This is a genomic window from Izhakiella capsodis (assembly GCF_900115045.1).
Taxonomy (GTDB): Bacteria; Pseudomonadota; Gammaproteobacteria; order Enterobacterales; family Enterobacteriaceae; genus Izhakiella; species Izhakiella capsodis.
This window is the reverse complement of the sequence record NZ_FOVC01000005.1, coordinates 200,418-212,726: the sequence shown is the minus strand read 5'-3', so window position 1 is coordinate 212,726 and position 12,309 is coordinate 200,418. Positions and strand designations below refer to the sequence as shown.

The 12,309-nt window shown below is 53.9% G+C and carries 13 protein-coding genes and 1 other annotated feature; of the genes, 10 read left to right on the top strand and 3 right to left on the bottom strand.

The window, feature by feature from the left end; translation table 11 throughout:
• The first annotated feature begins 42 nt into the window (after positions 1-42).
• Positions 43-1,470, top strand: coding sequence for an exodeoxyribonuclease I (sbcB, locus tag BM191_RS09795; protein WP_092877621.1), 1,428 nt, complete (start codon positions 43-45; stop codon positions 1,468-1,470).
• Positions 1,471-1,515: 45 nt separating this feature from the next.
• Here the strand turns inward: sbcB and BM191_RS09790 are convergent, their stop codons facing one another.
• The 3 genes from BM191_RS09790 to BM191_RS09780 all read right to left on the bottom strand — a co-directional run bounded on the left by BM191_RS09790 (position 1,516) and on the right by BM191_RS09780 (position 4,272).
• Positions 1,516-2,874: an APC family permease gene (locus tag BM191_RS09790; RefSeq protein ID WP_092877619.1), complete on the bottom strand. Its 1,359-nt coding sequence runs from the start codon at positions 2,872-2,874 to the stop codon at positions 1,516-1,518.
• On the bottom strand, positions 2,864-3,076 hold the full coding sequence (locus BM191_RS09785) for a hypothetical protein (RefSeq protein ID WP_092877617.1): 213 nt from the start codon (positions 3,074-3,076) through the stop codon (positions 2,864-2,866). Before BM191_RS09785 ends, BM191_RS09790 begins: the two co-directional genes overlap by 11 nt.
• A gap of 356 nt (positions 3,077-3,432) precedes the next feature.
• Positions 3,433-4,272: an SDR family oxidoreductase gene (locus BM191_RS09780; protein WP_092877615.1), complete on the bottom strand. Its 840-nt coding sequence runs from the start codon at positions 4,270-4,272 to the stop codon at positions 3,433-3,435.
• A 193-nt stretch (positions 4,273-4,465) separates the two neighbouring features.
• Positions 4,466-4,589 (top strand) — a sequence feature (His leader region).
• A 77-nt stretch (positions 4,590-4,666) separates the two neighbouring features.
• Here BM191_RS09780 and hisG point away from each other — a divergent pair.
• From hisG to BM191_RS09735, 9 genes are read left to right on the top strand one after another with little or no spacing between them, the layout of a single operon-like run.
• A complete protein-coding gene (gene hisG / locus BM191_RS09775; protein ID WP_092877613.1) occupies positions 4,667-5,566 on the top strand; it encodes an ATP phosphoribosyltransferase in 900 nt (299 codons plus the stop codon).
• A gap of 5 nt (positions 5,567-5,571) precedes the next feature.
• A complete protein-coding gene (gene hisD, locus BM191_RS09770; RefSeq protein WP_092877611.1) occupies positions 5,572-6,879 on the top strand; it encodes a histidinol dehydrogenase in 1,308 nt (435 codons plus the stop codon).
• The gene (hisC, locus tag BM191_RS09765; RefSeq protein WP_092877610.1) at positions 6,876-7,961 is read left to right on the top strand and encodes a histidinol-phosphate transaminase; all 1,086 of its coding nucleotides are present in this window, start codon (positions 6,876-6,878) and stop codon (positions 7,959-7,961) included. The genes hisD and hisC overlap by 4 nt, the downstream gene beginning before the upstream one ends.
• 2 nt (positions 7,962-7,963) lie before the next feature.
• A complete protein-coding gene (hisB, locus tag BM191_RS09760; protein ID WP_092877608.1) occupies positions 7,964-9,031 on the top strand; it encodes a bifunctional histidinol-phosphatase/imidazoleglycerol-phosphate dehydratase HisB in 1,068 nt (355 codons plus the stop codon).
• Positions 9,031-9,621 (top strand): imidazole glycerol phosphate synthase subunit HisH, encoded by a 591-nt coding sequence (hisH, locus tag BM191_RS09755; protein ID WP_092877606.1) that lies wholly within the window; start codon positions 9,031-9,033, stop codon positions 9,619-9,621. The genes hisB and hisH overlap by 1 nt, the downstream gene beginning before the upstream one ends.
• A 3-nt stretch (positions 9,622-9,624) precedes the next feature.
• Positions 9,625-10,362: a 1-(5-phosphoribosyl)-5-[(5-phosphoribosylamino)methylideneamino]imidazole-4-carboxamide isomerase gene (gene hisA, locus BM191_RS09750; RefSeq protein WP_092877604.1), complete on the top strand. Its 738-nt coding sequence runs from the start codon at positions 9,625-9,627 to the stop codon at positions 10,360-10,362.
• Entirely contained in the window at positions 10,344-11,120 is a 777-nt protein-coding gene (hisF, locus tag BM191_RS09745; RefSeq protein WP_092877602.1) for an imidazole glycerol phosphate synthase subunit HisF, read from the top strand. The genes hisA and hisF overlap by 19 nt, the downstream gene beginning before the upstream one ends.
• The gene (gene hisIE / locus BM191_RS09740) at positions 11,114-11,725 is read left to right on the top strand and encodes a bifunctional phosphoribosyl-AMP cyclohydrolase/phosphoribosyl-ATP diphosphatase HisIE (RefSeq protein ID WP_092877600.1); all 612 of its coding nucleotides are present in this window, start codon (positions 11,114-11,116) and stop codon (positions 11,723-11,725) included. The genes hisF and hisIE overlap by 7 nt, the downstream gene beginning before the upstream one ends.
• Before the next feature lie 55 nt (positions 11,726-11,780).
• Positions 11,781-12,257, top strand: coding sequence for a YbaK/prolyl-tRNA synthetase associated domain-containing protein (locus BM191_RS09735; protein ID WP_092877598.1), 477 nt, complete (start codon positions 11,781-11,783; stop codon positions 12,255-12,257).
• Positions 12,258-12,309 lie beyond the last annotated feature (52 nt).

Here is a 12,309-nt window from a genome sequence, read left to right as displayed (position 1 = left end):
ACATAAACATACATACGCAAACGCTATCAGGTTCAAACACGCATGAGCAACGAAATACAGAGCAGTTTTCTTTTCCATGACTACGAAACCTTCGGCACCAGCCCGACGCGGGATCGTCCTGCACAGTTTGCTGGCGTGCGTACAGACAGTCACTTCAACATCATTGGCGAGCCGGAAGTGTTTTACTGCAAGCTGGCGGATGATTATCTACCGCAACCTGAGGCGGTAATGATCACCGGCATTACGCCACAGCAGGCCAACGCACAGGGCGTTAATGAGGCGGTATTTACCCGACGGATACACCAGCTTTTCTCTCAACCTGCAACCTGCGTTGTCGGTTATAACAATATTCGTTTTGATGATGAGGTGACCCGCAACCTCTGCTATCGCAATTTTTATGATCCTTACGCGTGGAGCTGGCAAAACGGCAACAGCCGCTGGGATTTGCTGGATGTCATGCGCGCCTGCTACGCCCTGCGACCCGATGGTATTATCTGGCCGGAAAATGATGACGGCTTTCCCAGCTTTCGCCTTGAACATCTCACCAAAGCTAACAGCATTGCACATGAAAATGCACACGATGCCATGTCTGACGTTTATGCCACCATCGCTATGGCCAAGCTGGTAAAAGAAAAACAGCCACGACTGTTTGATTATCTCTATACCCACCGCAGCAAACAAAAGCTGTCAACGCTGATTGATATCCCCAGAATGAAACCGCTGGTCCATATTTCCGGTATGTTTGGCGCCAGCCGTGGCAATACCAGTCTGATTGCTCCACTGGCCTGGCATCCGGATAACCGTAATGCGGTCATTAGCTGTGACCTGGCCGGCGATATGTCCCCTCTGCTCTCTTTAAGCGTTGACCAGCTACGTCAGCGACTTTATAGCCGACGTGCCGCGCTGGCAGAAGGCGAATCGCCAGTGCCGATCAAGCTGGTACACATTAATAAATGTCCGGTACTTGCCCCGGTCAGCACGCTACGGCCACAGGATGCTGAGCGACTGAATATCGACCACAATCGCTGCCTTGATAACCAGAAGCTACTGCTTCAAAATCCGCAGGTCAGGGAAAAGGTGGTGGCACTGTTTGCCGAGGCACCGCCTTTTATCCCCGGCGATGATGTTGACACCCAGCTTTACGATGGTTTTTTCAGCGATGCCGATCGCAATGCGATGCTCATTATTCAGCGTACCTCACCGGAAAACCTGCCGGCGCTGGCGCTGAGCTACAATGATAAGCGTATTGAAAAATTACTGTTTCGCTACCGCGCCCGCAATTTTCCCGGCACGCTGGATGACAGTGAGCAGTTGCGCTGGTTACAACACCGTCGCGAGGTGTTAAACCCCGAGCGCGTTGAGCAGTTTTTACTGGAACTGGATGCGCTCGCCAGTCGCTATGAAGGGGAAGAGGCGAAATTGCTTCAGTTAAAAGCGATGTTTGAATATGCCAGAGAGCTGACCTCTTAAAAAAAGCGCGGGCCAGAAAGAGCCCGCGCTTTTTATCAGAACCGATTAGAGTCCTTCTTCACTGTACTGCGGTACCGGATTACGAAAACTGCGGGTAACCACAGCCAGGTAAACAATCCCCACTGACGCCCAGACAAGGCCCAGGATCATTGAACTCTCTTCAAGGTTAATCCACAGCGCACCAACCGTCAGTGCGCCCAGAATCGGCAGCAGCAGATAATTGAGATTATCTTTCAACGTGCGGTTACGCTTTTCACGGATCCAGAACTGAGAAATTACCGACAGGTTGACAAAGGTAAAGGCGACCAGCGCACCAAAATTAATCAGCGCCGTGGCGGTGACCAAATCGAAGGTAATCGCTGATAACGCAATAGCGCCAACCAGCAGCACGTTCCACGTCGGGGTGTGCCATTTCGGATGAATAAAACCAAAAAAACGCTCCGGAAAAACGCCGTCTCGTCCCATGACATACATCAGACGTGACACGCCAGCATGGGCCGCCATGCCTGAAGCTAACACCGTAACGCAGGAAAAAATCAGAATGCACCACTGGAAGGTTTTACCTGCCACATAAAGCATGATTTCCGGCTGCGAAGCGTCAGGATGCTGAAAACGGGAAATATCAGGAAAATAAAGTTGTAAAAAATAGGAGACGAAAATAAAGATGATGCCACCAATCAGCGCCGTCAAAAAAATAGCGCGCGGGATCACCCGCTCGGCATTTTTAGTTTCCTCAGACAACGAGCTGATGCCATCAAAACCAAGAAACGAAAAGCACAGAATGGTCGCACCGGTGATCATCGGCACTACATGAGAGTTTTGTGACCAGAAAGGCTTGCTGCTCATCAACGTACCCGCGCCTTCTCCGTGGGCAACGCCATAGATGACCAGGGCAACAATCAACGCCATCACCATGATCTGCAAAATAACGATCAGGCTATTGAAGTTGGCAACGGTTTTAATGCCCCGCAGGTTAAACAGGGTCATGAAGGCAACAAGCAGCACCACGAAGATCCACGACGGTATCGCTGGCACCAGCGCCTCAAAATAAATTTTAGCCAGCAGGATATTGATCATCGGCATGATCAAATAGTCCAGTAATGACGACCAACCGACCATAAAACCAACGTGCGGGCTTATCGCCTTCTGAGCATAGGTGTAGGCGGAGCCAGCCGAAGGGAAGCGGCGAACCAGCTTGCCGTAACTGAGCGCGGTAAACAAGATTGCCACCAGCGCAAAGGCATACGCTGTTGCGACGTGACCGTGAGTTAAACCGGAAACGATACCGAAAGTATCAAACAATGTCATCGGCTGCATATAAGCCAGCCCGATCATGACCACCGGAAACAGCGTCAGCGTTTTTTTCAGATGCGCACGCGGCGCAGTATTGACGTTATGCGACATCACGCAGCCCCTCCGTAGTAGCAACCATCACAGGCTTGCGCACAGAGAAACTTCGTCGTGTGCAATATGAAGGAATGAAGGTATTGACACCCTCATTTAAATGAAGGGAGGTGCGAAGCAACGCCTTTTTCGCCGCCGAGCCATAGCCCTGACGCAGACGCCCTGCGGCGTATACGGCTACCAGTTGGATGTACTGCCCCATCGTTCTTTTCCTCAACATCACACGCGTTACGCGCTTCAGTGACTATCTATCCGGTACGCAAACCGGCCTCGTTAATATTAACCTATGAGAAGGCAAAAAAATAACCGGCGCGATAAGCGTCGGTTATTGTGTCATTTTGCCGGGGGCGTATTTTGCACCATTTTAAAGTCTGATGCCAATACGCTAAGGCCTTCGTTGATACTTTATTCACTGCCCGTAAGCGGGATCAAAACAGGGAATACATGACGCCCCGCCACTGGCGGCAGTCAGCCTTTTTGCCTGAATTTTCAACATTCGCCTGGCCGAAATGTGACAGTGGCGGGTCAGAGAAAAAAGTCTGCATAACAGCAGCCAGCTCAGTCCACACCGTTCATCGTGTCTAATGGCATATTACCTGGATTTGGATAGCGATAGCGGAATCCCATCTCACGGCATATTTTACTGCCGTCGATAAGTTTTCCCGGCGGCCCTGCGGGGGTGTCGCTGAAGTGTGGCGGCGTCAGACCCAGCTGGCGTGTCACCTCAGGGTAAAAGCGGTTTCGGGTCGGATGCTCAGGCGCACAGATATTCCAAACGCCACCATTCCCGCACTCAAGCAGTAGTTTCAGGGCCTCAATGACATCGTCAAGATGCACTAAATTTACCCCATGATGACCATTTTCCAGCCCGCTTTTACCCGCCAGAAAACGCCCCGGATGACGTTTCGGGCCAACCAGCCCCGCCAGCCGCAGGATATCGACCTGCGTACCCGGCAGATCGTGCAGCCAGCTCTCAAGCTCAGCCAAAACCCTGCCAGTAACCGAAGCCGGACGCAGCGGCGAATCCTCGTTCATCTCGCCACTGGCTTCACCATAAACTGAGGTTGAGCTGGTGAATAGAATATGTTGAACGCCGTAGACCAACGCGCTGTCAATCAGCTGCTGAACGGCCAGCAGGTAGCTTTCTCCGCAGAACGTCTTGCCGGCGGGCAACAGTACGACCAAAGCATCCACACGCAGCAGCGCCTCGAGATCTTCCGCATCACACTCCAGACCTGGCGTTAACAGCAGCTGATAACTATCAAGGCCGCACATGCGCGCCGCTTCGACACCATCGCGCGTCGTTTTGCTGCCACAGACTTGCCATCCAGATGCATTTAGCGCAAGCGCAAGCGGCATTCCCAACCAACCCAGCCCTACAATCGCTACTCTCTTCATCCCTACCTCCAACGCGGGTTAAGTGTTAAGGCTACGCCAGCCACGAACAACTGACAATCATCGCTTCAGCTGTGAATTTTCGATCATTGGCAAAAAACGGTTGCGCTGGGTCAGCATTGTGGTTAGGTTAAATACCAGTTTATGAAATGTCATTCATTCAAAGAGAAATTATGACACGCGCTATGTTTACCCATCATCATCACCATCACCCTGGCTAGTCTTTCAGGCGATGTGTGCTGGAAGACATTCAGGATCTTCCAGTGGCGAAAAGCGCGATGAAAAGCCCCCGGAAGATCAGCTTCCGGGGGCTTTTTTTATGGTCAGATGAATCAATAACCAGGCGCAAAACATCGTTACGACGCCAGCTTCAATTTCGATAAAAAGGAACGGCTTCATGTTAGATAACGCACGCTTACGCATCGCTATGCAAAAATCAGGACGCCTGAGTGATGATTCTCGCGAATTACTTGCCCGCTGCGGCATTAAAATCAACTTACAGCAGCAGCGCCTGATAGCCTTCGCTGAAAATATGCCCATCGATATTCTGCGCGTACGCGATGACGATATTCCAGGACTGGTGATGGATGGCGTCGTTGACCTCGGTATTATCGGTGAGAACGTGCTGGAAGAGGCGCTACTGACTCGCCAGGCGCAGGGTGAAGAACCCCGTTATCAGACGCTACGTCGCCTGGATTTTGGCGGTTGCCGCCTGTCACTGGCGATGCCGGTAGATGCGCAGTACACGGGCCCGCAATGTCTGAACAACACCCGCATCGCTACCTCATATCCCCATCTGCTAAAAAAATACCTCGACAAACAAGGTGTCAGCTTCAAATCCTGCCTGCTGAATGGCTCAGTAGAAGTAGCACCGCGCGCCGGTCTTGCCGATGCTATCTGTGATTTGGTTTCAACCGGCGCCACTCTGGAAGCCAATGGTCTGCGTGAAGTGGAGGTCATTTACCGTTCCAAAGCCTGTTTAATTCAACGTGATGGCGAAATGCCCGCCGCGAAACAACAGCTGATCGACAAACTGATGACCCGAATTCAGGGTGTTATTCAGGCGCGTGAGTCAAAATACATCATGATGCACGCACCGGGTGACCGTCTTGAAGACATCATTGCTTTGCTGCCTGGCGCTGAACGTCCTACTGTGCTGCCGCTGGCGGGTGATAAAAACCGTGTCGCGATGCACATGGTCAGCAGCGAAACCCTGTTCTGGGAAACGATGGAAAAGCTGAAGGCGCTTGGCGCCAGCTCAATTTTGGTATTACCGATTGAAAAAATGATGGAGTAAACACCATGGCAGAGTTTACCACCCCCATAGACTGGCAGCAGTGCAGCGCGCAACAGCAAGCTGAGTTATTAATGCGCCCGGCGATTTCGGCCTCCGACACCGTCAGTCAGACAGTCAGCGCTATCCTGGAAAAAGTACAGGCGCAAGGTGATGCGGCACTCTACTTTTATAACCAGCAGTTTGATAAAACAGACGTGGAGACATTGCGTGTCGGTGAGGCGCAAATTGCCGCAGCCGCAGGCCGTCTGAGCGAAGATCTGAAACAGGCGATGGACGTTGCGCGTAGCAACATCGAGATCTTCCATAGCGCTCAACAGCCTGCAACGGTCGACGTAGAAACCATGCCGGGGGTTCGCTGCCAGCAGCTGACCCGCCCGCTGGATTGTGTCGGCCTGTATATTCCTGGCGGCTCGGCGCCGCTGTTTTCCACGGTGCTGATGCTGGCAACCCCGGCACGTATTGCTGGCTGTCGACGAGTTGTACTCTGCTCACCACCGCCGATTGCCGACGAAATACTATATGCTGCCTCACTGTGTGGCATAAAAGAGGTGTTCCAGGTTGGCGGGGCGCAGGCTATTGCCGCACTGGCACTGGGAACGGAGAGCGTGCCGAAAGTCGACAAAATTTTTGGCCCCGGCAACGCCTGGGTTACCGAAGCAAAACGTCAGGTTAGCCAGCGCCTCGACGGTGCGGCTATCGATATGCCTGCCGGCCCCTCTGAAGTTTTGGTCATCGCTGACGAAGGTGCCACGCCGGATTTTGTCGCATCCGATCTGCTATCTCAGGCTGAGCACGGGCCGGACTCTCAGGTTATTTTAGTGACGCCCTCTACCGAAATGGCCCAGCGCGTGGCCGAAGCGATAAAGCGACACCTGGCGCAGCTGCCGCGCGCAGAAACTGCCCGTAAAGCGCTCAGTAGCAGCCGCCTGATTGTCGCCCAGGACCTGGCGCAGTGCGTGGAAATCAGTAACCGTTACGGGCCGGAACACCTGATTATTCAGACCCGCGACGCACGTTCGCTGGTCGAATACATCACCAGTGCCGGCTCGGTTTTTCTCGGCGACTGGTCGCCAGAATCAGCCGGCGATTATGCTTCAGGCACCAATCATGTCCTGCCGACTTACGGCTACACGGCGACCTGCTCCAGCCTCGGGCTGGCCGATTTTCAGAAGCGCATGACGGTGCAGGAACTGACGCCGCAGGGCTTTATGTCGCTGGCCTCAACCATTGAAATTCTGGCCGCTGCCGAGCAGCTGGTTGCCCACAAAAATGCGGTATCGCTGCGCGTTGCGGCAATCAAGGGGAAACCATGAGCCTGGGCATTGAACAACTGGCACGCGCTAACGTACGCGCACTCACGCCTTACCAGTCTGCCAGGCGATTGGGCGGAAGTGGTGATGTCTGGCTTAATGCCAATGAGTACCCTATCGCGATACCCTATGAGCTGACTCAGCAAACACTAAACCGTTATCCGGAATGTCAGCCTGAGCAGGTTATCGAACGCTATGCCAGCTACGCCGGCCTACAGCCTGATCAGGTGTTGACCTGTCGGGGTGCCGATGAAGGCATTGAGTTACTGATGCGTGCCTTCTGCGAACCCGGCGAGGACGCGGTGCTGTTTTGCCCGCCCACCTATGGTATGTACAGCGTCAGTGCCGAAACCATCGGTCTGGAATACCGCACCGTGCAGGCACGAGAAAACTGGCAGATTAACCTTGAAGAGATTGGTGCACAGCTTGGGGGGGTAAAACTGATTTACCTGTGTAGTCCCAATAACCCTACCGGTAATCTGATTAGCGCCGGGGACATTCGCACGTTGCTGGAGATGGCGCGCGGCAAGGCGCTGGTCATCGCCGACGAAGCCTACATTGAGTTCTGTCCGCAAGCGTCAGTTGCCAGCTGGCTTGGTGAGTATCCTCATCTGGTGGTATTGCGTACACTGTCCAAGGCCTTCGCGCTTGCCGGCTTACGCTGCGGTTTTGTACTGGCGAATGCGCCAGTTATCACGCTGTTAATGAAAGTGATTGCGCCGTACCCGCTGTCCACGCCGGTTGCCGATGTCGCAGCCCAGGCGCTGAGTGAGCAGGGGCTGGCAGAAATGCGTCGCCATGTTAAGACAATCAAAGAAAACCGCGCGTTATTGATCGATGCGCTACGTCAAAGCCGCTGGGTTGAGACGGTGTACGAGAGCGAAACTAACTACCTGCTGGTGCGCTTTCGCGCTTCAAGCTTTGTATTTAAATCATTATGGAATCAAGGCATTATTCTGCGAGATCAGAATAAACAACCGGGCCTGGCCGACTGTCTGCGCATTAGCATTGGCACCCGCGCAGAATGCGACCACGTGATTAACGCCCTCGCCGCCCTGCCTGCAATCGACAACCTCAGGGAATAAGCATGAGCCAGAAAGTGTTATTTATCGATCGTGATGGCACCTTAATCAGCGAACCGCCGCTTGATTTTCAGGTAGACAGCACAGAAAAGCTGGCCTTCGAGCCGGACGTCATTCCGGCGCTGCTCGCGTTACAAAAAGCAGGCTTTGAGCTGGTGATGATCACCAATCAGGACGGGCTGGGCACCGATAGTTTCCCTCAGGCCGATTTCGATGGCCCGCACAACCTGATGATGCAAATCCTGACCTCTCAGGGCATACAATTCAGGCAAGTATTGATCTGCCCGCACAAACCACAAGACAACTGCGATTGCCGTAAGCCTAAAACCACGCTGGTGGCCTCCTGGCTGGCAGAAGGTGTGCTTGATTGCGCCAACAGTTACGTCATCGGCGATCGCGACACCGATATGCAGCTGGCATCAAATATGGGTATTAATGGGTTGCAATACGGGCGGGATGGGATCAGGTGGCGTGCTATCGAACAGCAGCTTACCCGCCGTGACCGCCATGCTCGAGTACAGCGTGATACTAAAGAGACGCAGATCTGCGTTAAAGTCTGGCTGGATCGCGAGGGCGATAACCAGATTCATACCGGTATCGGTTTCTTCGACCACATGTTAGATCAGATCTGCACCCACGGCGGTTTTCGCCTGCACGTCAAGGCCAAAGGCGATCTGCATATCGACGATCATCACACCGTCGAAGATACCGGTCTGGCGCTCGGTGAGGCACTGTTGAAAGCACTTGGCGATAAACGCGGCATCGCGCGCTTTGGCTTCGTGCTGCCGATGGACGAATGTCTGGCGCGCTGCGCGTTGGATATATCCGGGCGTCCACACCTGGAGTATAAAGCGGAATATAACTACCAACGGGTCGGCGATTTAAGTACCGAAATGGTTGAGCATTTTTTCCGCTCACTGTCGTACGCCATGATGAGCACCCTACATCTGAAAACCAAAGGGCGTAACGATCATCACCGGGTGGAAAGCCTGTTCAAGGTATTTGGCCGCACGCTGCGTCAGGCGATACGCGTCAGCGGCGACCAACTCCCCAGCTCTAAAGGAGTGTTGTGATGAACGTAGTGATCCTCGACACCGGCTGTGCCAATCTTGCGTCAGTGAAATGGGCGGTGGTGCGCCTGGGTTATCAGCCGGTCATCAGCCAGGAGCTCGATGTGGTGCTGGCCGCAGATAAGCTGTTTCTGCCTGGTGTCGGCACCGCTCAGGCCGCAATGGATCAGCTCAGGCAGCGCAAGCTAACCGATTTAATCAGAGCCTGTACCCAGCCGGTACTGGGGATCTGTCTCGGCATGCAACTACTGGGTCTGCGTAGCGAAGAAAGTGGGGGTATTGAGACGCTCGGGCTGATTAACGAAACGGTGGTAAAAATGACCCGCGATGGTTTACCGCTGCCGCATATGGGCTGGAATCCGATCACGCCGCAGGCGGATCATCGCCTGTTTCGCGGTATCGCTGCTGACAGCTATTTCTATTTTGTTCACAGCTACGCGATGCCATTGAATGCCAGCACCATCGCCCAGTGCGACTACGGCGGTGCCTTTAGCGCCGCAGTACAGCACGATAATTTTTATGGCGTACAGTTTCACCCGGAGCGCTCCGGCGCAGCGGGCGCCCAGCTGCTAAAAAACTTTCTGGAGATGTAATGGATGATCATTCCGGCACTGGATTTAATTGATGGCAAGGTGGTACGCCTCCACCAGGGTGATTACGGCCAGCAGCGCGACTATGGACGAGATCCCTTGCAGCGCCTGCAATCCTACCAGGGGCAGGGCGCTAAAATGCTTCATCTGGTTGATTTGAGCGGTGCAAAAGATCCGAACCGCCGCCAGCTTTCTTTACTGAAAGATTTATTATCGAGCGTCAAGGTGCCTGTACAGATCGGCGGCGGCATCCGCAGCCGCGCCGACGTTGAAGCACTTTTGACAGCGGGCGCCTCACGGGTGGTGGTGGGCTCCACGGCGGTAAAGCACCCTGACGAAGTCGCCAGCTGGTTCAGCACATTCGGCGCGCAACATCTGGTACTGGCCCTCGACGTTCGCATTGACAGTAACAATCGTAAAGAAGTCGCCGTCAGCGGCTGGCAGGAAGCCGGAGGCGTCACGCTGGAAGAGGTTATCGAAAACTTTGCAGACCTGGGGCTGGAGCACGTTCTTTGCACAGATATCTCCCGTGATGGCACGCTGCAAGGCTCCAACGTGGCGCTCTATCAGGAAATTTCCGCGCGATTTCCGCAGATAGCGTTTCAGTCTTCCGGCGGTATCGGCTCCCTGTCAGACATTGTCGCGCTGCAGAATTGCGGCGCACGTGGCGTGATTGTCGGCCGTGCGCTGCTGGAAAATAAATTTACTGTTTCGGAGGCCATAGCATGTTGGCAAAACGCATAATCCCCTGTCTGGATGTACGCGATGGCCAGGTAGTCAAAGGGGTGCAATTTCGTCACCATGAGATCATCGGCGACATTGTGCCGCTGGCCCAACGTTATTCCGCTGAAGGTGCCGACGAGCTGGTTTTTTATGATATTACCGCTTCATCGGACGGGCGCGTGGTGGATAAAAGCTGGGTCGCGCACGTCGCCGAGGTGATCGATATTCCCTTTTGCGTGGCCGGTGGTATCAGGAGCGAGGATGACGCAGCGCAGATCCTCTCCTTTGGCGCCGATAAAATATCAATCAACTCCCCGGCGTTGGCAGATCCAACGCTGATAACTCGCCTGGCAGACCGTTTCGGGGTGCAGTGCATCGTGGTTGGCATTGATAGCTGGTATGACGAAAACAGCGATCAGTACCAGGTAAACCAGTATACCGGCGATGAAACGCGCACCCGCGTCACGCCATGGCAAACACTCGACTGGGTAAAAGAAGTACAGGCACGCGGCGCGGGTGAAATTGTAGTAAATATGATGAATCAGGACGGCGTGCGTAACGGTTACGATCTGGTGCAGCTTAAGAGAGTACGTGAGGTTTGCAAGGTGCCGCTGATTGCCTCCGGCGGAGCCGGTACGATGGAACATTTTCTGCACGCCTTTCAGGATGCTAACGTCGACGGGACGCTGGCAGCCTCGGTGTTTCATAAACAGATCATGACTATTGGCGAGTTAAAAACCTATCTCGCCGCAGAGCAAGTGGAGATACGCAGGTGCTAACTGAACAACAACTGGCGGCGCTGGATTGGGATAAAACCGCCGGAATGATACCGGCTATCGTGCAGCATGCCGTATCTGGTGAAGTGCTGATGCTGGGTTATATGAACCAGCGGGCACTGCACCAAACCCGCGAAAGTGGCCACGTCACCTTCTGGTCGCGAACTAAACAGCGCTTGTGGACCAAAGGGGAAACCTCCGGCAATTTTCTTAATGTGAGAAGCATCACGCCCGACTGCGATAACGACACGCTGCTACTACTGGTCGATCCCGTCGGCCCTACCTGCCATCGCGGTACCTCCAGCTGTTTTACACCTGCAGCGAGCGATTGGGGCTTTCTCTACCAGCTTGAGCAGTTGCTGGCCGAGCGTAAGCAGGCCGACCCTGCAAGTTCCTACACTGCAAGTTTGTACGCCAGCGGCACTAAACGTATTGCTCAGAAGGTCGGTGAAGAAGGGGTTGAAACAGCACTGGCAGCCACTGTGCGCGATCGTGCAGAGCTGGTGAATGAAGCGTCAGATCTGGTTTACCATTTACTGGTGCTGCTACAGGATCAGGAACTTGATTTAAGCGCGGTGATTAGCAATTTGCGCTCCAGACATAAATAAGTATTGAGGGATGCAGCCTGTGCAATCCGCTTCGTACAACGTTAAGGAGTAAACGATGACGACCACGGAAAAACTGCTGGCACTCCTGGAACAGAATCAGGCGCAGTTTCAGCTAATGACACACCAAGCCACGGGAAAATGCGAAGCGGTTGCCGCTATTCGCGGAACGGAAATAGGTCAGGGTGCCAAAGCGTTGGTTTGTCACATCAAGGGAAACGGACAGAAACAGTATGTTCTCGCGGTACTCCCCGCCGACATGCAGGCCGATTTGACCAAAGTCGCGCGCGCAGTTGGCGGTATGCGCGCCTCGCTAGCCAGCCCTGTCGAGGTAGAACGGCTGACCGGCTGTGTTTTTGGGGCTATCCCACCGTTCAGTTTTCATCAGGAGTTAAAGCTGATCGCTGATCCCAGCTTATGCCACCGCAACCGTGAAATTGCCTTCAACGCAGGCGCACTTGACCGCTCGGTGGTGATGGATGCCAGCGATTATCGCCGCATTGCTCAACCCGAAGAGGCTGATATCATTAAATGACCGCAGCGCTCTTTCTTTCCCCCACCAGCCAGAGTAGCCTGCAAAATTGATC

What these genes read in the sequence shown, in the direction of transcription:
- hisF (WP_092877602.1), top strand. Translation starts at nt 10,344, where the DNA reads ATGTTGGCAAAACGCATAATCCCCTGTCTGGATGTACGCGATGGCCAG.
- hisA (WP_092877604.1), top strand. Translation starts at nt 9,625, where the DNA reads ATGATCATTCCGGCACTGGATTTAATTGATGGCAAGGTGGTACGCCTC.
- BM191_RS09780 (WP_092877615.1), bottom strand. Translation starts at nt 4,272, where the DNA reads ATGAAGAGAGTAGCGATTGTAGGGCTGGGTTGGTTGGGAATGCCGCTT.
- hisC (WP_092877610.1), top strand. Translation starts at nt 6,876, where the DNA reads ATGAGCCTGGGCATTGAACAACTGGCACGCGCTAACGTACGCGCACTC.
- BM191_RS09735 (WP_092877598.1), top strand. Translation starts at nt 11,781, where the DNA reads ATGACGACCACGGAAAAACTGCTGGCACTCCTGGAACAGAATCAGGCG.
- BM191_RS09790 (WP_092877619.1), bottom strand. Translation starts at nt 2,874, where the DNA reads ATGTCGCATAACGTCAATACTGCGCCGCGTGCGCATCTGAAAAAAACG.
- BM191_RS09785 (WP_092877617.1), bottom strand. Translation starts at nt 3,076, where the DNA reads ATGGGGCAGTACATCCAACTGGTAGCCGTATACGCCGCAGGGCGTCTG.
- hisG (WP_092877613.1), top strand. Translation starts at nt 4,667, where the DNA reads ATGTTAGATAACGCACGCTTACGCATCGCTATGCAAAAATCAGGACGC.
- hisH (WP_092877606.1), top strand. Translation starts at nt 9,031, where the DNA reads ATGAACGTAGTGATCCTCGACACCGGCTGTGCCAATCTTGCGTCAGTG.
- hisB (WP_092877608.1), top strand. Translation starts at nt 7,964, where the DNA reads ATGAGCCAGAAAGTGTTATTTATCGATCGTGATGGCACCTTAATCAGC.
- sbcB (WP_092877621.1), top strand. Translation starts at nt 43, where the DNA reads ATGAGCAACGAAATACAGAGCAGTTTTCTTTTCCATGACTACGAAACC.
- hisD (WP_092877611.1), top strand. Translation starts at nt 5,572, where the DNA reads ATGGCAGAGTTTACCACCCCCATAGACTGGCAGCAGTGCAGCGCGCAA.